This is a genomic window from Thalassobius vesicularis (genome assembly GCF_004799325.1).
GTDB classification, from domain to species: domain Bacteria; phylum Pseudomonadota; class Alphaproteobacteria; order Rhodobacterales; family Rhodobacteraceae; genus Thalassobius; species Thalassobius vesicularis.
In genome coordinates this window covers 1-20320 of sequence record NZ_SSMD01000006.1, presented here as the reverse complement: position 1 = coordinate 20320, position 20320 = coordinate 1, and the positions used below count along the sequence as shown (strand labels likewise).

Here is a 20320-nt window from a genome sequence, read left to right as displayed (position 1 = left end):
TTTGTCAGGCGCGCTCCATATGCGTCTGATCGAAGGCACCGGGCAGCAGCTCGGCGATGGTCATCAGGGTTTCGGGGCCGTCCACCGTGGCCAGACGCACCGGAACATCGCCCCGGCCGAACTCGGCCAGTTTCTGGCGGCAACCACCGCAGGGGGTGACGGGGTGCGGGCTGTCGGCGATCACGCAAACCTCGATCAGTTCGGTCTCACCTGAGGCGACCATGGCTGCGATGGCCCCGGCCTCGGCGCAGGTGCCTTCGGGGTAGGCGACGTTTTCGACGTTGCACCCCACGTAGATCTGACCCGAGGACGAGCGGATCGCCGCCCCCACCTTGAACCGGGAATAGGGCACGTATGCGTTTTCCCGCACGGCGCGGGCTGCATCCAGTAGGGACATGGTGCTATCCTTTGAACGAATGGCCGATTTGTCAGGAAACATTGGTACCCCCTGCGACCTTTTGCAAGCCCGCGCAGGTTGGCGCTAACAACACCTTTCCAACGGCTGGAAATTAGTTTAATGCTAAACTATATTGGAACGGGAGGCTCCGCATGTCCGACAATCAAAAAGAGGCGCTGCGCCAGGCGGCGCTGTTTTACCATGAATACCCAAAGCCGGGTAAGCTGGAGATCCGCGCAACCAAGCCGCTGGCAAACGGCCGCGACCTGAGCCGCGCCTACTCGCCCGGCGTGGCCGAAGCCTGCCTAGAGATCAAGGACGACGCCTCAAACGCCAGCAGATACACGGCGCGGGGCAATCTGGTGGCCGTGGTCAGCAACGGCACCGCCGTTCTGGGGCTGGGAAATATCGGCGCGTTGGCCTCGAAACCGGTGATGGAAGGCAAGGCCGTCCTGTTCAAGAAATTTGCCAACATCGATTGTTTTGACATTGAAGTAAACGAACCCGACCCCGAGAAACTGGCCGATATTGTCTGCGCACTAGAGCCGACTTTCGGCGCGATCAACCTTGAGGACATCAAGGCCCCCGACTGTTTCATCGTTGAAAAACTGTGTCGCGAGCGGATGAACATCCCCGTCTTCCACGACGACCAGCACGGCACGGCGATTGTTGTGGGCGCGGCGGCCAAGAACGCCCTGTTCGTCGCCAACAAGCGGTTCGAGGATATCAAGATCGTCTCGACCGGGGGTGGTGCAGCGGGTATCGCCTGCCTCAATATGCTGCTGAAACTGGGTGTGAAACGCGAAAACGTCTGGCTGTGTGACGTGCACGGGCTGGTCTACGAAGGCCGGACCGAGGACATGAACCCCCAGAAAGCGGCTTATGCCCAGAAAACCGATCTGCGGACGCTGGATGACGTGGTTGATGGCGCGGACATGTTCTTGGGCCTGTCTGGCCCGCGGGTTCTGAAGCCCGAGATGGTCGCCCGAATGGCCAAGCGCCCGATCATTTTCGCGCTGGCCAACCCGACTCCGGAAATCCTGCCCGAAGAGGCGCGCGAAGTCGCTCCTGACGCGATCATCGCCACCGGGCGCAGCGATTACCCGAACCAGGTCAACAACGTGCTGTGCTTCCCGTTCATCTTCCGGGGTGCGCTGGACGTTGGCGCGACCGAGATCAACGACGACATGCAACTGGCCTGCATCGACGGCATCGCGCAACTGGCCCGCGCCACCACCAGCGCCGAGGCTGCTGCGGCCTATCAGGGGGAACGCCTGAGCTTTGGCGCCGATTACCTGATCCCCAAACCGTTCGATCCGCGCCTGTCTGGCGTCGTCTCGACCGCCGTGGCGAATGCCGCGATGGCCAGCGGCGTCGCCACCCGCCCGCTGGAGGATCTGGAGGCCTACAAGGCCAAGCTAACCCAGTCGGTCTTCAAGTCCGCGCTGCTGATGCGCCCGGTGTTCGAGGCCGCCCGCACAGCCAGCCGTCGCATCGTCTTTGCCGAGGGCGAGGATGAGCGCGTGCTGCGCACGGCCCAGGCAATTCTGGAAGAAACCACCGAGCAGCCTATCCTGATCGGCCGCCCCGAAGTGATGGAAACCCGCTGCGAGCGCGCTGGCCTGACGGTTCGCCCCTTCAAGGACTTCCAAGTGGTGAACCCGGAAAACGACCCGCGCTATCGCGACTACTGGACGACCTATCACCAGGTCATGGCCCGGCGCGGCGTCACCCCGGATCTGGCCAAGGCAATCATGCGGACCAACACCACCGCCATTGGCGCGATCATGGTGCACCGGGACGAGGCCGACAGCCTGATCTGCGGCACGTTCGGCGAATATCGCTGGCACCTGAACTATGTCACGCAACTGCTGGCGACCGAGACTCTGCAGCCGTCAGGCGCACTGTCGCTTATGATCCTTGAGGACGGGCCGCTGTTCATCGCGGACACCCAGGTCTCGATCGATCCCACCCCCGAAGAGATCGCCAAAACGGTGATCGGCGCGGCCCGCCATATGCGCCGCTTCGGACTGGAGCCGAAGATCGCGCTGTGCTCGCAATCGCAATTCGGCAACCTGAACAGCGACACCGGGCAACGCCAGCGCGCAGCGCTACAAATCCTCGACTCGTGCCCCCGCGATTTCTGCTACGAGGGCGAGATGAACGTGGACGCTGCCCTGGACGCCGAACTGCGTGAGCGGATTTTCCCCGGCAACCGTCTGCAGGGCACCGCGAACGCGCTGATCTTTGCCAATGCCGACGCCGCCAGCGGTGTGCGCAACATCCTGAAGGTCAAAGGCGGCGGTCTGGAAGTCGGGCCGATCCTGATGGGCATGGGCAACCGCGCCCACATCGTCAGCCCCTCGATCACCGCGCGCGGATTGCTGAACATGGCCGCCATTGCAGGGACGCCCGTCGCACAATACGGTTGAGCCAACCCAGCAGGGAGGTTCGCCGTGAAAGGTCATTGCCATTGCGAGGCCGTCGGATTTGAAACCGGCGGCCCTGTCGCATGGAGCGTCTACTGCCACTGCGCCGATTGCCGCCGCAACTGCGCGGCCCCGGTTACCGCGTTCTTTGGGGTGCCACATGGCAATGTGGCCTGGCGAGGTACGCCAAAGGTGCGCCAATCATCCCCCGGGGTCGAGCGGCTGTTCTGCCCCGACTGCGGCACGCCGATGGCCTATCGTACGCAGGACGACGCGGTGAATATCCACCTCTACACAGCAACTCTGGACGACCCGAACCTCCTGCCGCCCCAGATGCATGTGCATTACCGGCAACATCTGGATTGGCTGCAACTCGGGGATGATTTACCGAAGCACTCCGCCTCGGACGGATGAGTCGCAAGATTTGCGGGGGAAGATTTGCAATTTTGCAAACACCCGCCCAATTCGCTTGCTTTGTTTACGATCATTGGGGTGTTTGCAAAATTAGCGAGTCAACTGCATCCGTTTCTGCAAATTTCTTGCGTAAATCTGTCGCCCCCCGCTGCAAAATTCTTGCGGGAATCTTCGACGCTACGTAACAAAAATCACATCTCAAAGGAGGAGGCATACAATGGCATACAAAGACGTTTACGCCGCGTGGAAATCGGATCCCGAAGGGTTCTGGATGGACGCCGCCAAGGCCATCGATTGGGACCAGGCGCCCTCGAAAGCCCTGTTCGCAGAAAATGCCCCTCTGTACGAGTGGTTCAAGGATGGCATGGTCAACACCTGCTGGAACGCTGTCGACCGTCACGTCGAAGCGGGCCGCGGCGAGCAGACCGCCATCATCTATGACAGCCCCGTCACCCACACCAAGCGTACGATTTCCTATGTCGAGCTGCGCAACCGCGTCGCCAGCCTGGCCGGCGCCCTGCGCGCCAAGGGCATCGAAAAGGGCGACCGCGTCATCATCTACATGCCGATGATCCCCGAAGCATTGGAGGCGATGCTGGCCTGCGCCCGTCTGGGTGCCGTGCACTCGGTCGTGTTCGGCGGCTTTGCTTCGAACGAACTGGCCGTCCGCATCGACGACGCCAAGCCCAAGGCGATCATCGCCGCCTCCTGCGGGATCGAGCCGGGCCGTGTCGTCCACTACAAACCCCTGCTGGACGGCGCCATCGACCTGTCCAAGCACAAGCCTGACTTCTGCGTAATCTACCAGCGCGAACAGGAAGTCGCCAAGCTGATCGAAGGCCGCGATTATAACTGGCACGGTTTCCAGTACGGCGTGGAACCGGCGGAATGCGTTCCGGTCGAGGGCGATCACCCCGCGTACATCCTGTATACCTCGGGCACCACGGGTCAACCCAAGGGCGTCGTGCGTCCGACCGGCGGCCACTTGGTGGCGCTGAACTGGACCATGAAGAACCTGTACAACGTGGACCCGGGCGACGTGTTCTGGGCCGCCTCGGACGTGGGTTGGGTCGTGGGCCACTCGTACATCTGCTACGGCCCGCTGATCCACGGCAACACCACCATCGTGTTCGAGGGCAAGCCCGTCGGCACCCCCGATGCGGGCACCTTCTGGCGCGTCATCAGCGAGCATAAGGTCAAGTCGTTCTTCACCGCCCCCACCGCCTTCCGCGCTGTCAAACGCGAGGACCCCAAGGGCGAGTATGTCGGCAAGTACGACCTGTCCTGCCTGAAGCAGGTCTACCTGGCCGGCGAACGCGCCGACCCCGACACCATCGTCTGGGCTCAGGATCAGTTGAAGGTTCCGGTGATCGACCACTGGTGGCAGACCGAAACCGGCTGGGCCATCGCGGGCAACCCGCTGGGCATCGAAGAACTGCCGGTCAAGCTGGGCTCGCCCTCTGTGCCGCTGCCGGGCTACGACGTGCAGATCCTGGACGAAGGCGGCCACCCCGTCAAAGACGGCGAACTGGGCGCGATTGCCATCAAGCTGCCGCTGCCCCCGGGCACCCTGCCGACCCTGTGGAACGCCGAGGCGCGCTTCAAGAAATCCTATCTTGAGCATTTCCCCGGCTACTATGAGACCGGCGATGCGGGCATGAAGGACGAAGACGGCTACGTCTACATCATGGCGCGCACCGATGACGTGATCAACGTCGCAGGCCACCGTCTGTCGACCGGCGGGATGGAAGAGGTTCTGGCCTCGCACCCCGATGTCGCCGAATGCGCGGTGATCGGCGTCAGCGACGACCTGAAGGGCCAGATGCCCGTCGGCTTCCTGTGCCTGAACAAGGGCGCCGACCGCGACAACGCCGATGTGGTCAAGGAAGTGGTCAAGCTGGTGCGCGACAAGATCGGCCCCGTGGCAGCGTTCAAGCTGGCCGTCGTGGTGGATCGCCTGCCCAAGACCCGCTCGGGCAAGATCCTGCGCGGCACCATGGTCTCGATCGCGGATGGCAAGGAGTACAAGATGCCCGCCACCATCGACGATCCGGCGATCCTGGGCGAGATCAAGGAAGCCCTGCAAACCATCGGCTACGCCAAGTAAGTTTGCCCCCAGATTAACCCCGACTAGCCCCGCCTTCGTGCGGGGCTTTTCTTTTGCGATTGCGTCCGCTCGAAAAAAGAACAAAATAAGAACGCACGCGGAGTCGCCCCCATGATGATTTTCGACGATTTCACCGAAGACCGTCCGGTTATGCCCGAGCGCCCCGCTGCGGCGCCACCGGGGTTTCATGTGCTGCGACTGCCGCTATTGCCGACCACGCGGGGCGTGCTGATCAGCCTGCGTGGGGCGGACACGCATTGCCGTATGATCCTGCGCACGCAAGCGATGCGGCCCGAGCAGGGCTATGCGGCCCAGTTCGTCGCGCCCCACGACTGGCAGACGCTGAACCTGCAACTGGCGCAGTTTCAGCCCTTTGGCGGGGTGCTGCGCCGCCTGCCCCGTCCCGAGGCGCTGAACGCCTACGCCATTCTGGGCGATGTGACCCTAGGGCGGGTCAGCTTCTATTAAACGAATTGCTCGCGGATCAGGCGCTCTTCCAACCCGTGGCCCGGATCGAACAGGATGCGGTGCTTGATGTCAGGCTCGGACTTGATCTCGACGCTGACCACCTTTTCCACCGCATAGCTGTCAGCCTCGGCCATGACCGGGCGTTTGTCCGGGTCGCGCACATCGAACCGCACATGGGCGGTTTTGGGCAGCAACGCCCCGCGCCAGCGACGCGGCCGGAAGGGTGCGATCGCCGTCATCGCCAACACATCCGAGCCGATCGGCAGAATCGGCCCATGCGCCGAGTAGTTATAGGCGGTGGACCCGGCGGGCGTAGCGATCAGGGCACCGTCGCAGACCAGCTCCTCCATCCGCAGCCGTCCATCGACAGTGATGCGCAGCTTAGCCGCCTGTGGGCCGGCGCGCAGAACCGAAACCTCGTTGATGGCCAGCGCGTGATGCACGGTGCCGTCCACGCAGGTGGCCTTCATCGACAGCGGGTTGATCACCGCCTCTTCGGCATCGGACAGGCGCGAGATCAGATCGGACTCGGCGTATTCGTTCATCAGAAAGCCGACCGTGCCCCGGTTCATCCCGTAGACCGGCAAATCAAGGTGCTGGGTGCGGTGCAACGTCTGCAACATGAACCCGTCGCCGCCCAAAGCAACGATGATATGGGCCTGTTCCTCAGGGGTGTTGCCGTAGCGGCCGATCAACGCGGCGCGGGCCGTCTGGGCCGTGTGGGCCTCGCTGGCGGTAAAAGCGATGCGAAGAGACATGCCGTGGTCCTGTTTCCTAAGCGGCGCAGAGCGTTCCCAATCGAACCACAAGTTTCCGCCGGGCACCAGCCCTGCCGCCAACAGTTGCCGTATCGTCGCATTCCCCCCTTCCTTATGTGTCACCTTTCCTTTAGGAACGCGCCAATCCTACTGCCATACGGAGCACATGAATGTCCGATACCGGTTTCTTCACCGAAGCGCTGTCCTCGCGTGACCCCGAGCTGTACAAGTCGATCACCGACGAGTTGGGCCGTCAGCGTCACGAGATCGAGCTGATCGCGTCCGAGAACATCGTCTCGGCCGCCGTGATGGAGGCCCAAGGCTCCGTCATGACCAACAAGTATGCCGAAGGCTATCCGGGCCGTCGCTACTATGGCGGTTGCCAGTTCGTTGACGTGGCCGAAAACCTGGCCATCGAGCGCGCCAAGCAGCTGTTCGGCTGTGAATTCGCCAACGTGCAGCCCAACTCGGGGTCGCAGGCGAACCAGGGCGTGTTCACCGCGCTGCTGCAGCCGGGCGACACCATTCTGGGCATGTCGCTGGATGCCGGCGGCCACCTGACCCACGGTGCCAAGCCGAACCAGTCGGGCAAGTGGTTCAACGCGGTCCAGTACGGTGTGCGCAAGCAAGACAGCCTGATCGACTATGATCAGGTGCAGGCTCTGGCCACCGAGCATCAGCCCAAGCTGATCATCGCCGGTGGCTCGGCCATTCCGCGTCAGGTGGACTTCGCCAAGATGCGCGAGATCGCCGACAGCGTTGGCGCCCTGCTGATGGTCGACATGGCACACTTCGCCGGTCTGGTCGCCGCAGGCGAGCACCCCAGCCCGTTCCCCTATGCAGACGTGGCCACCACCACCACCCACAAGACCCTGCGCGGTCCGCGTGGCGGCATGATCCTGACCAACAACGAAGAGATCGCCAAGAAGGTGAACTCGGCCATTTTCCCGGGCATTCAGGGCGGCCCCCTGATGCACGTGATCGCCGCCAAGGCCGTCGCCTTCGGCGAGGCGCTGCGCCCCGAGTTCAAGACCTACCAGAAGCAGGTTCGCGCCAACGCGGTTGCTCTGGCCGATCAACTGATGAAGGGCGGCCTGGACATCGTGACCGGCGGCACCGACACCCACGTGATGCTGGTTGACCTGCGCCCCAAAGGCGTGAAGGGCAACGCCACTGAAAAGGCCCTGGGCCGCGCGCACATCACCTGCAACAAGAACGGCATCCCCTTCGACCCCGAAAAGCCGATGGTGACCTCGGGCGTCCGTCTGGGCACCCCTGCCGGCACCACCCGCGGCTTCGGCGAGGCCGAGTTCCGCCAGATCGCCGACTGGATCGTCGAAGTGGTCGACGGACTGGCCGCCAACGGTGAAGAAGGCAATGCCGAGATCGAAGCCAAGGTGAAAGCCGAGGTCGAGGAGCTGTGCAAGAAGTTCCCGATCTACCCGAACCTGTAATCGGCTGATCGCTCCTGAACAGACGCCGCCGCTGGACATCCCAGCGGCGGCGTTTTCGTTTGGGTGATGCTTTTCATTGTCCCAAGCTGCTCCTAGGCTGGTCCGAGTGACGAGTATGAGGTTCGCAAACCAATGTGGGACGAGGTGAAGGCCAAGCTGCGTGTCCTGAAAGATCTGGACAAAACCCGTCAGGTCTTTGGGGCGCGACATCACCTCTATCAGTTCGGCCCACAGCTGACGGACGCCCAGATCGCCGCGTGGGAAAACGCCAACAATGCCGCCCTGCCCGCCCCTTTGCGCAGCTATTATCAGGAATGCGGCAACGGTGGGCCCGGCCCCTTTTACGGCCTTCAATCCTTGGAAAAAATCAAAGGCTATCACCCTGACGCGCCCTTTCTGGACGCGGACCAACTGCGCGATCTGGCCCGACAAAACGCCGAGGACGACGACGAGGACTGCGAGTTCTACTACGACAGCGAGAACAGCTGGGATGTCCCCGACGACGCCTTGCAGGGGCTGTTGTCGATTATCGATTACGGTTGCGGCACGCGCGTTTGCCTAATCGCGAATGGCCCCCGCGCCGGAGAGTTGACCTATCGCAGCGATGAACGGGGGCTGATCGACGGTCGCCCGTTAATCGACGAATTCCATCATTGGCTGGATCAAGAGGCCACCAATTTTCGACGGGTCATCCAGATGATGCAGCAGGTCGCCACGGCCCAAGAGCTGAACGAGGCCTGCATCGCGCAATATCAACTCTATAGTGCGCGCGACTACATGGTCAGCTATCTGGGCATCGTTAAACCGGCCGATCTGTTCGGTGAGGCCGAAAACCGGTTCCACGGAGCCTCGCAAAACCCGTGGTACGAGGCGCAATTTCCACGGAAAAAGATCTTCGGCCTGTTCTAACCTCCATTTTTCAAAATTTTTCAGAGTAACGGTTTTCAATGTCCCATCACGCCCCCCTGACCCTGCGGATCGAGCGCCAGCTTGGCGACTGGATGCGCGCCCGCCTGCCGCATGTCCTGGCCGAATTCGTCATGTTCGTGCTCAAGCAAGGCTGGGCCTGCCTGTTCGGCATCTGCCTTTTGTCGGCGATCCTGCTGACACGCGCGATCTGGCAGGCGGACTGGCCCATTCACCGCTATGATACGCTGTTCGTGGTGGCGCTTGGCCTGCAAGTGCTGTTCCTTGCGCTGAAACTCGAAAGCTGGGACGAGGCGCGCGTCATCCTGATCTTTCACGTGACCGGCACCGCGATGGAGCTGTTCAAGGTACAGGCCGGCAGCTGGTCCTATCCCGAACCGGGCCTATTCAAGATCATGGGCGTGCCGCTGTTTTCCGGGTTCATGTATGCCTCGGTCGGCAGTTACATGGCGCGGGTGATCCGGCTGTTCGACATGCAATTCGCCCCCTACCCGCCGTACTGGACCACGCTGGTGCTGGCCGGGGCGATCTACGTGAACTTCTTTGCGCATCATTTCCTGCCGGATATTCGCATGCTGCTGTTTGCGGCGACGGTCCTTCTGTACCTGCGCACCCGCATCTGGTTTCGGATCGGCGAGAATTGGTACTGGATGCCCCTGCCCCTGGCGGCATTCTTCTCCAGCTTTTTCCTTTGGCTGGCCGAGAATATCGGGACGATGACCGGCACCTGGCTGTATGCCGGACAAAACCCGTTCGATCAGGTCAGCTTTGCCAAAATGGGGTCGTGGTATCTGCTGCTCTATGTCAGCTTTGTCACGGTGACGCTGGTGTTTCGCAGCGCATTGCACCGCGAACCCAAGCTCACAGATAGCCTTTCCACACCAGAAAGATGATCAGCAGCGCCGCGACGGCCAGCAGGCTGAACCCGACGCTGCCCAGCACGCCCAGCACCAGCCCTTTGCGCCGGTCGGCCACGTCGATAGCGCGGAAATGTGCGCGCAGCAGCTGGAAATCCGCCTCCAGCACCGCGGGATCCATCAGGCGCATCAGCTTGGGGTTGCCCATCTGGACCGAGACCTGCACGAAGCGTTCCGCCGCCGCCCTGACCTTGCGCGGAGCGCGGCGCAGGGCCTTGCGCAAGCGGGTTTCGAACAGGCCCGAGGTCAGCCCGTGCTTTTGCGCCAGCAAATGCTCCAACTCGGTGGTCATGCGGTGAAAACTGTCTTGCTCGATCACGTGTACACACCTTACGCGCCTGATCCTGCTGGCAAAGCAGCGGCGCCCTCGCTATCTAAGGCCTATGCTGACCCAGATCGTTCACGGTGACAACACCGACCAGCCCGCCCTGTTGATCGTCCACGGCCTCTATGGCTCGGGGCGTAATTGGGGTGTCATCGCTAAGCGCCTGTCCGATCAGCGCCAGGTGATCGCCGTGGACCAGCGCAACCACGGCAACAGCCCGTGGTTCGACAGCCATTCCTACGAGGACATGGCCAACGACCTGGCCGAAGTAATCCGCGCTCACGGTGCCCCGATGGATGTGCTGGGCCACTCGATGGGCGGCAAGGCATCGATGGTGCTGGCGCTGAAATATCCCGAACTGGTGAACCGCCTGATCGTGGCCGACGTGGCCCCGGTGCCTTATGGCCATTCGCAACTGCAATACATCAAGGCGATGAAAGCGGTCGATCTGGACAAGGTGCAAAAACGCTCGGACGCCGAGGCGCAATTGCGCGACATGGTCGACGATCCAACCCTGCCGGTGTTCTTTACCCAATCGCTGGACGTGGCCGAGAAACGCTGGCGGCTGAACCTGAACGTGCTGGAACAGGAGATGCCGAAAATCCTGTCTTTCCCGCAGCTTGATGCGCAGTTCGACAAGCCCGTTCTGTTCCTGTCCGGGGCGAAATCGCATTACGTGACGCATGAACACCGCCCCACGATCAAGGCGCGGTTCCCCAATGCCAGCTTTGCGAAAATCCCCGACGCGGGGCATTGGCTGCACGCCGAAAAACCGCGCGAGTTCGAAGCCGCCGTTCGGGTCTGGCTGAACCGCTGATCTTCAAAGAGGCGACGGCGGCCCCAACGGGGACCCCTCCCTGTTACCGCCGTCGCCACCGTTCCGCCGAAGCGAAACAAGCCGGGATCAGTTGTTCTCGACGATCCCTTTTGCAACCAGCCAGGCAACGGGCAGCGCCGCAGCAAAACCGATCGCAGCCGCAACCAGAATCGGCTGCAGCGTGTCAAAGCCCATCGTCAGCGCGACAATCACCAAAGTGCCCGCCAGCGTAGTGCTGATCAGCGAATAAAGAATAGAGGCCAGTCTGAGCATAGCATCCTCACAAAATCTGACGCGTGTCCTTGTGAAGATGCATAAGAGATTCGGAATATATCTTCTTTGATCTGGGTCAGACTGGCCGGGCGGTCGGCGGGTTACCCCGCCTTTTTCATCCGCTCCATGATGTTGGTCTTCAAAACCAGTTGTTGGTACAGCGCGCCCGCGACATGCAGGATCACCAGGATCATCAACAGCGTCTTCAGCACTTCGTGCGCCTCGCCTGCTGGCTCAACGGAACCGAACCATGCGACCAGACCACTGAGCGGCACCAGAACCATGAAGGCATAAAGCCCCCAATGGGTCAGATGCGCGACCAGTTTCAGATGTGCGGGTTCCTCGGCTGGCAGCGGGGGGACGCCCCGCGTCAGGCGCAGGGCCAGACGCCAGACCACCAGCGCCAGCACCGCGATACCGGCAAAAACATGTGCGGCCACGAGCGGATCGAACGAGACCTCTTGCCCCTTTTTCACGGCGCGCCACGCCTCGCCCATAGGCTCGTTGGCAACAAATTGGAAAGCAATCAGCAGAAAAATCACCCAGTGCAAGGCAATCTGGGCGCGGGAATAATGCGTCGGCATGGGAAACTCCGGAAAGGTTGCGACCCTTTAAAGATAGGCGCGGATCACGCCAAGATGAAGCCATGCGCCAGAATGTCCGTTATGCGCGGGAAATCGTGGACAGAGCCAATCCCATCGGCTACCTGCGCGGACATGGAGCATGATGACGAATACGATGCCTCGGGGCTGATCTGCCCGATGCCGGTGCTGAAGGCGCGCAAGCGGTTGATGGCTTTGCGTCCCGGTCAGGTGCTGCGCCTGATCGCGACAGACCCCGTCGCCGTGATCGACCTGCCCCATTTCTGCGCCCAATCCGGGCATGAATTGCTGTCCATGCACGAAGACGGCAACGCGCAAATCTACTTCATCCGAAAGCACTGATCGCCACGCGCCAAGGCGCGAGCCTGACGCAAGTCCTCGGGCGTGTTGATGTTGAAAAACGGGTCGGCGCCGCCATGCAGGAACACTTCCTCGGCGGCACCGTGCTGGCGGGCCCAGTAGCGCACCTTGCGTTCCCCGGCCCTAAGATCGCGCCGTAGATCCTCACGCCATGTTGTGGGCCACAGGCCGAACACCGGATGCAGCGACGCCGGTTCGCCAGCAATCCCGCTGGCCGCGATGACACCGCCATCATGCTGTTCAAACCGGGCAACCAGATCGCGCGGGAAAAACGGCGTGTCTGCAGCCACCGTCACAACCGAAGATGCTCCAAGGGACGCCGCCCAGTCCATCGCCGCCAAAATCCCCGCCAGTGGGCCGGGCTGTTCCGCCTCGCTGTCTGGCAAAACGGGCAATTTCAGTCCTTTGAACCGGGACGGATCGCCATTCGCATTCAACGCAATCGGGCCGCATTGCGGAGTCAGTCGGGCGATGACGTGATCCAGAACGGTCCCGTTTCCAAGGCGCAACAGGCCCTTGTCGCCCCCGCCCAAGCGGCTGGCCTTGCCACCTGCCAGGATCACCGCCGGATGCTTGCTCATAACTGCGATACCTTCTGCGACGCTGCCGCTCTTTTCCCAACCGCGCCTATCCTGTAATCCGAACGGGTCAGTTACAAGGGGCGCAGATGCTGGGGTACGTCATTTCCGAAGAGCCGGGCCAGACCGATGCCGTGCTGCACGAGGTTGCCGGGCAGTTGCTTGCGGACGGCATAGCCCTGATCGGCGCGGTGCAGGACACGCAACGCAATGGCGACGACGAACGCAAAAGCATGAGCCTGCGGCTGTTGCCGGACGGCCCTGAGGTTGCGATCAGCCAATCGCTGGGGCGCCTTTCGCAAGGCTGCAATCTGGACCCAGAGGGGTTGGAGCACGCTGCGGGGCTGATTGCGGCTGGCCTTGAGGACGCGCCGCAGCTGGTGCTGTTGAACAAATTCGGCAAGCAAGAGGCGGAAGGCCAAGGCTTTCGCCCCATCATCGCCGAGGCCCTGTCGCGCGGCATCCCGGTCATACTGGGGGTCGGTCGCGAAAAACTCCCCGCGTTTCTGGAGTTTTCCGGCGATCTGGCGCAACCACTGGCGCGGTCCCGCGACGCGATCCTGCAATGGTGTCACGATCAGATGTCCGGCTAGGCCGCCTCGGTAAACTCGATGATCGGGAAATGGATGCGGATACGATAGACGCTGTCCTCGGTCACCGTTTCAACCTCGCCCTCCATCTGCTGGACGAATGCGGCGATCAGCTTGTCCCCTAGGCCGGTTTCCGTGATGGCGACGTCCAGATCGACCTTTTCACCGATCGAGTTGGCCACTTCGAACAGCACCCGGTCTTTGCCCTCCGGCACCAGCCGCACCGACAGCCACGCCTGACCATCCGACGGTTTCCCCATGTATTTCAGCGCGTTGGTCAGCATTTCCGAGGCGGCAAGGCTCAGCGGAACTGCCTGGTCAGGATACAGGACGATGCTTTCAAACTCATCGCTATAGCGCACATCGGCCTCGTTCGGCAGGGCCGAGGATTTGATCTGGCTGATGATCGTGCGCAACAGCTCGTCCGCGCGAACACGCTCTTCAGTCGAGGTTTCGTAGAGTTTCTGGTGAACGCGCGCGATGCTCATGACCCGGCGCTGTACTTCCTGCAGCGAGTGGCGCACTTCGATGCTGCGCGACTTGCGGATCTTCATCGACAGGATCGAGGCGATGAGTTGAAGGTTATTCTTCACCCGGTGATGCACTTCCTTCACCAGTATGGCCTTCTTATGGATCGAGTTGTGCAGCTCCGCTTCGTCCTGAAGCACGCTTTCGGCCAGCAATTGCCAGGTCTCTTCGATCTCGCGGATCTCGATGGGCAGTTTGCTTTCGTCCCGCGGCGGGAAAATCCTGCGGGCGCGCATGAACAACAGCATCCGGGCGCGCAGATCGCGCGTCGGCCTAATGACCATGCGCTGAACGGCAAAGAACGCGACCCCAAGGCAGGCCAGCCACATGGCAACGGGAAACAGGACCGAGTTGGTGATCTTGATATTCTCGGTCAGCGAGGCATAGCTTTCGTATTCCCAGATTCCCATCGCGTAGACGACCTTGGGCACCACGGGCACCACGGAATAGACGCGCCATTTCCCGTCCGCATTCACGTCGATGAACGCGTACTCATTGCCCGCGACGAACTCGGTCAGGTCGTGGTTTACGGGCAATTCGTTGACCACCTCGTCCAGCCCGTGGTCGTTGGTCAGAACAGCCCCTTGCGCGTTGAAGGTGATGAGGTTGACCAGTGACCGCTCTGACGCGTCCGAGATGTCGCCAAAGAATGTCCGGTGCGGCAGGGAAATCGCAATATAGCCGTCGAATTTCTCGCCATCCATCACCGGCACGGACATCACCAGCACCGACGTGCCGCTGACCGGCCCGTTGCGGTTGATCGTGACGCGCGGCACCGGGTCGGCCTTCATCAGCGGAAAGATCGTCAGCTGCGACATGTCCCTCATATGTCCACCCGAGGCACAGCGGATGATGCCGTCGCCATCGACATAGCCCGCGAACGAGAATGACCCGCTTTCTTTCAGGAAACGCTGCATACGAAACTCGCACTCGGCCTGCGACGGCATTCCGTCCGACAGCATCGCTCGAATGGCCAATGCTGCTCCGAATGCAGTGCGGATATGCGCCTCTTCGCCCGCCGCCGCCTCTGAGGTCAGGGCCAGCAGGCTGGCCTTTGTGCGGTCGTCGGATTCCCGGATCAGCAACACGGTCTGCGTCACCGAGATCAGGCCGATCGGCAACAACGCCAAGGCAAGCAGCGCCGCAATCCTGAACGGAAGCGTTTCGCTGTGCTGGCGCAGTCGCTCGATCAGTTGCTTCACACAATCCCCCGGCGCGGTTGCATCGAACTGGCCACAACCGCGACCGTCGGCGCATCCGTCAATTCCATCGCCTGATCCGGGCCGACGTCCAGCAACTCGGCCAGCCGGGCGCGACCGCGATTGACGCGGCTTTTGATCGTGCCGACCGCCACGTTGCAGGTCTCGGCCGCCTCTTCGTAAGAAAAACCCGAGGCCCCAACCAAGATCAACGCCTCGCGCTGTTCTGCCGGAAGGGTGGCAAAGGCTTTCTCGAAATCCACCATCGCCAGCCGGCCATCGTGATGGGGCTTTTCGGCCAAGGTCGAGGCCAGCAACCCATCGGTATCAGCCACTTCGCGGCGGCTTTTGCGTTTCGCGGAATAAAAAGTGTTCCGAAGGATGGTGAACAACCAGGCCCGCAGGTTAGTGCCTTGCTGAAACTTGTCGAAATTCTTCCACGCCTTCACGATGGTGTCCTGCACCAGGTCATCCGCCTGACTGCCATTTCGCGTCAGACTGACGGCAAAGGCACGCAAGGCAGGCAGGTGCTCGACGATTTCGTCGCGCGGGTCCTTCGCCACAGTCTCATTTGTCATGTGGATCTTCCTGCTGCTTCAGTTGATCCAAAAGCGCCAGAAACCGATCCGGGACGGCTTCGTCCTCGACCTGACGGTAAACTTTGCGCAGGTTGTCGTCGATCAGCTCTTCCAGGCTCGACTTGGGCTGATTTTGCGCCATCGTTTTAACTTCCTGCATACTGCACTGTTTTTTTACACTCTCGGGGAACAAACTCGCACGGGTTGAGTTAGGTTCCAACAAAGAATGAAAAAATGAGGCCGCGCATGTCGCACCCCACCGATAGCAATTCTCTGGCCGTGACCGTTGCCAACCTGTTGCCCTATCTGCGCCGCTACGCGCGTGCTATGACCGGGTCACAACGGACGGGCGACAACTATGCCGCCGCCACGTTGGAGGCGCTGCTGAGCGATCGCTCGGTCTTTGAACAGGGATATTCGGACAAGGTTGCGCTGTTTCGGGCGTTTCATCTGATCTGGAACAGCGCCGGCGCCCCGGTGTCCGAGCCCGAGGACGGCCTTGCCGGTCGCGCCCAATCGCACATGCAAAAGCTGACCGCGAACACGCGCGAGGCGCTGCTGCTGCACACGATCGAGGAGTTTTCGGCACTGGAAATCGGTCAGATCATGAACCTTCCCACGGCCGAGGTCGAACAGCTGGTCGACATCGCCCGCCGCGAGATGGAGGACAGCGTCACCGGCCGCATCCTGGTGATCGAGGATGAAGCGATCATCGCCATGGACCTGCAGGATATCGTATCGGATATGGGCCACTCGACCACAGGCGTGGCGCGCACCCACGATGGTGCCGTTCGTCTGGCCGGGCGCGTACGCCCCGACCTGATCCTGTCGGACATCCAGCTGGCTGATGGCTCGTCTGGCGTCGAAGCGGTAAACGAAATCCTCAAAGCCGCGGGCGACATTCCGGTGATCTTCATCACCGCCTTCCCCGAACGCCTGCTGACCGGCGAGCGCCCCGAACCAGCCTTTGTCATCACCAAACCCTATTCCGAAGCGCAAGTACGATCGGCTGTCAGTCAGGCCATGTTCTTCGCCAGCACCGAGACGCTGGACGCCTGATTTCCCTGGACAATTCACTGCACCGACCCGGCACCGCGCTCAGCGCCGCGTTGGGCGTGGGCGCGGTGCAACTGATCAGCGCCGCTCAGGACAGTTTGTGATGCGCCAGCGCCTCGTGCCCGTGAGCGTAGGAGATGAACGTATCGAAACTGCCCGGATTGGCCATTGAATCGCGGTTAACCACCTTGGCCGGATCGCCACCCAACAGCAGCTTTTTCACCGGCACTTCCAGCTTTTTGCCCGACAGGGTGCGCGGCACCTCGGGGATTTCCACGATCTCATCCGGCAGGAACCGCGCCGAGACATTGGCCCGGATCGCTCCCTTGATCCGGTCCCGCATCGCACCGTCCAGCACCTGCCCCGGTGTCATCACCACGAACAGCGGCATGAAGCTGTCGCGGCCCAGAAACTCCAGATCGACGACAAGTGAATCCTGTACCTCGTCCAGCGCCTCGACTGCCCGGTAGATTTCCGAGCTGCCCAGACGCAGCCCGCGCCGGTTGATCGTCGCGTCCGAACGGCCGTAGATGACCGAGCCGCCCTCGGGCGTGATCTCGATCCAGTCGCCATGCCGCCAGATGCCGAGATAGGTGTCATAGTAGCTGTCCAGCAGGCGCGCGTTGCCTTCGTCCCCCCAGAAATACAGCGGCATCGAGGGCAGCGGTTCGGTGCAGACCAATTCGCCAACCTCGCCGATCAGTTCATTTCCCGAATCGTCGAAAGACCGCACCGCGTTGCCCAGCGACCGGCACTGCATCTCTCCGGCGCGGACGGGCAGCATCGGGTTGCCGCAAACGAACGACCCAGCCAAATCTGTCCCGCCTGAGATCGGCGCCAGCCAGACATCTGCCGCCACCTCGGCGTAGACCCAGTCGTATCCTTCCGCAGTCATCGGCGATCCAGTTGCGCCGATCGCGGTGATGCTGCTCAGATCCAGTACTGCCGCAGGCTTGATGCCGGCCTTCTGACAGGCCGTGAAATAGGCAGCCCCAGCGCCGAAATACGTAAGCTTCTCAGCCGCGGCGATGCGCCAGACCTCCATCATGTCCGGGTAATTGGCAGCGCCGTCGAACATCACGACCGTTGCCCCCTTGGCTAGGCACGAACTCTGTACGTTCCACATGATCCACCCCGAGGAGGTCAGCCACTGGAACCGCGTTTGATCGGTTATGTCCATGTGAATGCTGGCCTTTGCCGACTCCAACAGCGCGCCGCCGTGGCCGTGCACAATCGGTTTGGGGTTGCCGGTCGTCCCCGACGAATAGACCACCCACAGCGGGTGCGAGAAATCCACCTGCTCGATCTGCAACTCGGCCGCACCCTCAAGCATCGTGGACCACGCCACAGCGCCCTTGGGCAGATCGCCCGCTACCGGCAGGATTACCCGGTGCTGCAGCGTCGGCAAGCCGTCCGCGATTTGCGTCAGGATTTCGCGCCGGTCGATCATCTTGCCCATGTGCATATAGCCGTCCTGAGCGATCAGCACTTTGGGTTCGATTTGCTTGAACCTGTCCAGGATTGCCACATGCCCCATATCCGGCGCACACAGCGACCAGATCGCCCCCAGGCTGATTGTGGCCAGGAACGAGATCACCGACACCTCGGTATTCGGCAAGATGGCGACAACCCGGTCACCCGGCCCCACGCCCATGTCACGCAAATGCGCGGCCACATTGGCCACGGCCTGACGCAACTCGGCCCAGCTGAATTCAGACCGCCCGGTCGTTTGCGAGTGGACGACCAGCGCCTGTGCGTCGGGCTTTACCTCCGCCCACCGCATGACCTGTTCCGCATAGTTCAGACGCGCCCCGACGAACCACTCGGCCCCCGGCTGCTTGCGCTCTTTCAGGATGGTCGTTGCCGGGGCACTGAAACGGATATCGAAAAATTCGACAATCGAGGTCCAAAACCCTTCGAGGTCGGTAATGCTCCATTCCCACAGGGCGTTGTAATCGGTGAATTCCAGATTTCTGTGCGCTTTCAGCCAGCGGATATACTCCGCCATCAAACTTGATTGCGCACGCTCGTCGGTCGGGGTCCAAAGGATCGGGCGTTCGGTCATGCGATCACCGCCCCATGCACAAGGGCCTTCAGCTCTGCCCGCGCGGGGTATGAACTGGACGGCGACAGTTGGGTGAAGAACACCACGGACAAATCCAGCACCGGGTCCGTCCAGAAGAAGGTGGACGCCATGCCGCCCCAGCTGAAATCGCCAACGCTGCCGGGAACGCGTGTGCGGCCGGGTTCAATCACCACCGATCCGCCCAGACCAAAGCCCATCCCCTCCATCGGTTGTTCGGCAAAGCTTGCCGGTCCCATCGAGGCGATGTCGCCCTTCAGGTGATTGCGGCGCATAAACGCCACCGTCTGTGGCGACAGCAGGCGCGCGCCGAATTCACCGCCCCGGCGCAGCATTTCCGCGAATTTCATGTAATCGTCGATGGTGCCGATCAGCCCGCCGCCACCGGAATGCATCGTCGCGTCCAGAAATGGCGATTTCAGGGGATCGTCCACGCAGCGCAGGGTCTCAGCCCCTTTTTGCGCCGAGTTCAGCGCCATCGCATCCCCTGCGAGCGGGGTGTACAGCGCGGCAAACCGGTCACGCGCAGTCTGCGGTACGCTAAACGCCGTTTCGTGCATGCCGAGCGGGCCAAGGATTTCCTCGGCGAAAAACTCCGCCAGAGACTTGCCCGACACGACCTCGACCACACGGCCCAGGATGTCGATCGAAACGGAGTATTCCCAGCGCGTGCCTGGCTCAAAGGCCAAGGGAAGTTCGGCAACCTTGTTGACCATCGCCTCAAGCGGACCTTGATCAGGTCGAAACAGCATATCGTCATCGTTCATCACAGCAGGCAGCAGGCCAGGATTGAACGGGTAACTCAGACCGGACGTATGCGTCAGAAGATGGTGCAAGGTGGGCGTTTGGCACGCCTTGACCTGAGCGATATTCATCGCGCCGGGCAACAAGCAGGTCATGTCCTTGAAGGCAGGAATGAAGTCCGAGACCGGAGCATCGAGGTGAAACAACCCTCGCTCGGCCAGCATCATGATCGCAACCGATGTCACCGGCTTGGTCATCGAATAGATCCGGACAGCGGTGTCACGCGTGAAGGGCAAATTGCGCTCAATATCGCGCTGCCCGGTGGCATGATGATAGACTTCCTTGCCATTGCGCGCGATCACGACTGAGCAGCCGGGATATTTCCGCGTCTCGACATACCGCTCCATCCAGGCGCCGATCCGCGCCAGACGCACGCTATCCATACCCTGTTGTTCAGGCGTGACCTGTTCCATCCGCTCCCCCTACATTCTTCGCTGATCTCAGCATGTTGCAGGCAAATGAGCAATTCAAGTCAGTAGGAACACGGACCCTGAAAAAGCAAAAAGCCCGGCTTTAGCCGGGCGTTTTCGTTATTTCATCTTATAGAGAGATTTCTGGTTATTACTAGGTTTGGCGGTGACCTACTCTCCCACGACTTGAGTCGCAGTACCATTGGCGTTCATGCACTTAACTTCCGAGTTCGGGAAGGGATCGGG

Annotated in this window: 22 protein-coding genes and 1 rRNA gene; 11 read left to right on the top strand and 12 right to left on the bottom strand. The window is 61.5% G+C overall.

All coding sequences use genetic code 11. The features are described 5' to 3' along the window. Positions 1-4: 4 nt before the first annotated feature. Positions 5-439, bottom strand: coding sequence for a cytidine deaminase (locus E7681_RS12830; protein ID WP_168733205.1), 435 nt, complete (start codon positions 437-439; stop codon positions 5-7). 110 nt (positions 440-549) lie between these two features. Here E7681_RS12830 and E7681_RS12825 point away from each other — a divergent pair, with 110 nt between their 5' ends. The 4 genes from E7681_RS12825 (at position 550) to E7681_RS12810 (ending at position 5815) form a co-directional block, all read left to right on the top strand. Then, positions 550-2829, top strand: coding sequence for an NADP-dependent malic enzyme (locus tag E7681_RS12825; RefSeq protein ID WP_136339705.1), 2280 nt, complete (start codon positions 550-552; stop codon positions 2827-2829). 24 nt (positions 2830-2853) lie between these two features. Beyond that, complete coding sequence (locus tag E7681_RS12820; RefSeq protein ID WP_136339704.1) at positions 2854-3240, top strand: GFA family protein; 387 nt, start codon at positions 2854-2856, stop codon at positions 3238-3240. 217 nt (positions 3241-3457) lie between these two features. Then, on the top strand, positions 3458-5347 hold the full coding sequence (prpE, locus tag E7681_RS12815) for a propionate-CoA ligase PrpE (RefSeq protein ID WP_136339703.1): 1890 nt from the start codon (positions 3458-3460) through the stop codon (positions 5345-5347). Between the two features lie 111 nt (positions 5348-5458). Continuing rightward, positions 5459-5815, top strand: coding sequence for a hypothetical protein (locus E7681_RS12810; protein WP_136339702.1), 357 nt, complete (start codon positions 5459-5461; stop codon positions 5813-5815). On the opposite strand, the gene E7681_RS12805 is transcribed toward E7681_RS12810, so the two are convergent. Then, complete coding sequence (locus E7681_RS12805; RefSeq protein WP_136339701.1) at positions 5812-6573, bottom strand: NAD kinase; 762 nt, start codon at positions 6571-6573, stop codon at positions 5812-5814. The genes E7681_RS12810 and E7681_RS12805 overlap by 4 nt on opposite strands. 170 nt (positions 6574-6743) lie before the next feature. Between E7681_RS12805 and glyA the strand changes: the two genes are divergently transcribed. From glyA to E7681_RS12790, 3 genes are all read left to right on the top strand, one after another. Continuing rightward, entirely contained in the window at positions 6744-8027 is a 1284-nt protein-coding gene (gene glyA, locus E7681_RS12800; RefSeq protein ID WP_136339700.1) for a serine hydroxymethyltransferase, read from the top strand. A gap of 132 nt (positions 8028-8159) precedes the next feature. Then, positions 8160-8936, top strand: a complete 777-nt coding sequence (locus tag E7681_RS12795; protein ID WP_136339699.1) for an SMI1/KNR4 family protein — start codon at positions 8160-8162, stop codon at positions 8934-8936. A 38-nt stretch (positions 8937-8974) separates the two neighbouring features. Further along, a complete protein-coding gene (locus E7681_RS12790; protein ID WP_246032478.1) occupies positions 8975-9847 on the top strand; it encodes a DUF817 domain-containing protein in 873 nt (290 codons plus the stop codon). Here the strand turns inward: E7681_RS12790 and E7681_RS12785 are convergent. Next, complete coding sequence (locus E7681_RS12785) at positions 9816-10190, bottom strand: hypothetical protein (protein ID WP_136339698.1); 375 nt, start codon at positions 10188-10190, stop codon at positions 9816-9818. The genes E7681_RS12790 and E7681_RS12785 overlap by 32 nt on opposite strands. A 64-nt stretch (positions 10191-10254) precedes the next feature. Here E7681_RS12785 and E7681_RS12780 point away from each other — a divergent pair, with 64 nt between their 5' ends. Beyond that, positions 10255-11013 (top strand): alpha/beta fold hydrolase, encoded by a 759-nt coding sequence (locus E7681_RS12780; protein ID WP_136339697.1) that lies wholly within the window; start codon positions 10255-10257, stop codon positions 11011-11013. An 87-nt stretch (positions 11014-11100) separates the two neighbouring features. On the opposite strand, the gene E7681_RS12775 is transcribed toward E7681_RS12780, so the two are convergent. Together E7681_RS12775 and E7681_RS12770 are read right to left on the bottom strand one after the other, a co-directional pair. Then, on the bottom strand, positions 11101-11286 hold the full coding sequence (locus E7681_RS12775) for a CTP synthetase (protein WP_136339696.1): 186 nt from the start codon (positions 11284-11286) through the stop codon (positions 11101-11103). A 101-nt stretch (positions 11287-11387) separates the two neighbouring features. Then, the gene (locus E7681_RS12770) at positions 11388-11870 is read right to left on the bottom strand and encodes a cytochrome b (protein WP_136339695.1); all 483 of its coding nucleotides are present in this window, start codon (positions 11868-11870) and stop codon (positions 11388-11390) included. Between the two features lie 132 nt (positions 11871-12002). Between E7681_RS12770 and E7681_RS12765 the strand changes: the two genes are divergently transcribed. After that, positions 12003-12230, top strand: a complete 228-nt coding sequence (locus E7681_RS12765; protein WP_136339694.1) for a sulfurtransferase TusA family protein — start codon at positions 12003-12005, stop codon at positions 12228-12230. Here E7681_RS12765 and mobA read toward each other — a convergent pair. Continuing rightward, a complete protein-coding gene (gene mobA, locus E7681_RS12760; RefSeq protein ID WP_136339693.1) occupies positions 12209-12829 on the bottom strand; it encodes a molybdenum cofactor guanylyltransferase MobA in 621 nt (206 codons plus the stop codon). The two genes, E7681_RS12765 and mobA, sit on opposite strands and share 22 nt — an antisense overlap. A gap of 86 nt (positions 12830-12915) precedes the next feature. Here mobA and E7681_RS12755 point away from each other — a divergent pair, with 86 nt between their 5' ends. After that, a complete protein-coding gene (locus E7681_RS12755) occupies positions 12916-13419 on the top strand; it encodes a DUF2478 domain-containing protein (RefSeq protein ID WP_136339692.1) in 504 nt (167 codons plus the stop codon). Here the strand turns inward: E7681_RS12755 and E7681_RS12750 are convergent. The 3 genes from E7681_RS12750 to E7681_RS18845 are packed head-to-tail and all read right to left on the bottom strand — an operon-like array spanning position 13416 to position 15881. Next, complete coding sequence (locus E7681_RS12750) at positions 13416-15146, bottom strand: sensor histidine kinase (RefSeq protein WP_136339691.1); 1731 nt, start codon at positions 15144-15146, stop codon at positions 13416-13418. The two genes, E7681_RS12755 and E7681_RS12750, sit on opposite strands and share 4 nt — an antisense overlap. Next, the gene (locus E7681_RS12745; RefSeq protein ID WP_136339690.1) at positions 15143-15721 is read right to left on the bottom strand and encodes an RNA polymerase sigma factor; all 579 of its coding nucleotides are present in this window, start codon (positions 15719-15721) and stop codon (positions 15143-15145) included. The genes E7681_RS12750 and E7681_RS12745 overlap by 4 nt, the downstream gene beginning before the upstream one ends. Then, positions 15711-15881, bottom strand: a complete 171-nt coding sequence (locus E7681_RS18845) for a NepR family anti-sigma factor (protein WP_246032477.1) — start codon at positions 15879-15881, stop codon at positions 15711-15713. The genes E7681_RS12745 and E7681_RS18845 overlap by 11 nt, the downstream gene beginning before the upstream one ends. 86 nt (positions 15882-15967) lie before the next feature. On the opposite strand from E7681_RS18845, the gene E7681_RS12740 reads away from it, so the two are divergent. After that, the gene (locus tag E7681_RS12740; protein ID WP_136339689.1) at positions 15968-16780 is read left to right on the top strand and encodes a response regulator; all 813 of its coding nucleotides are present in this window, start codon (positions 15968-15970) and stop codon (positions 16778-16780) included. Positions 16781-16865: 85 nt separating this feature from the next. Here the strand turns inward: E7681_RS12740 and E7681_RS12735 are convergent, their stop codons facing one another. The 3 genes from E7681_RS12735 to rrf all read right to left on the bottom strand — a co-directional run. Beyond that, positions 16866-18842: an acetoacetate--CoA ligase gene (locus tag E7681_RS12735; RefSeq protein WP_136339688.1), complete on the bottom strand. Its 1977-nt coding sequence runs from the start codon at positions 18840-18842 to the stop codon at positions 16866-16868. Next, positions 18839-20047 (bottom strand): serine hydrolase domain-containing protein, encoded by a 1209-nt coding sequence (locus tag E7681_RS12730; RefSeq protein WP_136339941.1) that lies wholly within the window; start codon positions 20045-20047, stop codon positions 18839-18841. Before E7681_RS12730 ends, E7681_RS12735 begins: the two co-directional genes overlap by 4 nt. A gap of 185 nt (positions 20048-20232) precedes the next feature. Then, positions 20233-20320, bottom strand: a 5S ribosomal RNA gene (gene rrf / locus E7681_RS12725); the annotation flags it as partial.

Coding starts and splice junctions, on each gene's coding strand:
- E7681_RS12780 (WP_136339697.1), top strand. CDS start 10,255: ATGCTGACCCAGATCGTTCACGGTGACAACACCGACCAGCCCGCCCTG.
- E7681_RS12745 (WP_136339690.1), bottom strand. CDS start 15,721: ATGACAAATGAGACTGTGGCGAAGGACCCGCGCGACGAAATCGTCGAG.
- E7681_RS12730 (WP_136339941.1), bottom strand. CDS start 20,047: ATGGATAGCGTGCGTCTGGCGCGGATCGGCGCCTGGATGGAGCGGTAT.
- E7681_RS12790 (WP_246032478.1), top strand. CDS start 8,975: ATGTCCCATCACGCCCCCCTGACCCTGCGGATCGAGCGCCAGCTTGGC.
- prpE (WP_136339703.1), top strand. CDS start 3,458: ATGGCATACAAAGACGTTTACGCCGCGTGGAAATCGGATCCCGAAGGG.
- E7681_RS12830 (WP_168733205.1), bottom strand. CDS start 439: ATGTTTCCTGACAAATCGGCCATTCGTTCAAAGGATAGCACCATGTCC.
- E7681_RS18845 (WP_246032477.1), bottom strand. CDS start 15,881: ATGCAGGAAGTTAAAACGATGGCGCAAAATCAGCCCAAGTCGAGCCTG.
- E7681_RS12770 (WP_136339695.1), bottom strand. CDS start 11,870: ATGCCGACGCATTATTCCCGCGCCCAGATTGCCTTGCACTGGGTGATT.
- E7681_RS12795 (WP_136339699.1), top strand. CDS start 8,160: ATGTGGGACGAGGTGAAGGCCAAGCTGCGTGTCCTGAAAGATCTGGAC.
- E7681_RS12765 (WP_136339694.1), top strand. CDS start 12,003: ATGGAGCATGATGACGAATACGATGCCTCGGGGCTGATCTGCCCGATG.
- E7681_RS12755 (WP_136339692.1), top strand. CDS start 12,916: ATGCTGGGGTACGTCATTTCCGAAGAGCCGGGCCAGACCGATGCCGTG.
- E7681_RS12825 (WP_136339705.1), top strand. CDS start 550: ATGTCCGACAATCAAAAAGAGGCGCTGCGCCAGGCGGCGCTGTTTTAC.
- E7681_RS12805 (WP_136339701.1), bottom strand. CDS start 6,573: ATGTCTCTTCGCATCGCTTTTACCGCCAGCGAGGCCCACACGGCCCAG.
- E7681_RS12740 (WP_136339689.1), top strand. CDS start 15,968: ATGTCGCACCCCACCGATAGCAATTCTCTGGCCGTGACCGTTGCCAAC.
- glyA (WP_136339700.1), top strand. CDS start 6,744: ATGTCCGATACCGGTTTCTTCACCGAAGCGCTGTCCTCGCGTGACCCC.
- E7681_RS12810 (WP_136339702.1), top strand. CDS start 5,459: ATGATGATTTTCGACGATTTCACCGAAGACCGTCCGGTTATGCCCGAG.
- mobA (WP_136339693.1), bottom strand. CDS start 12,829: ATGAGCAAGCATCCGGCGGTGATCCTGGCAGGTGGCAAGGCCAGCCGC.
- E7681_RS12735 (WP_136339688.1), bottom strand. CDS start 18,842: ATGACCGAACGCCCGATCCTTTGGACCCCGACCGACGAGCGTGCGCAA.
- E7681_RS12775 (WP_136339696.1), bottom strand. CDS start 11,286: ATGCTCAGACTGGCCTCTATTCTTTATTCGCTGATCAGCACTACGCTG.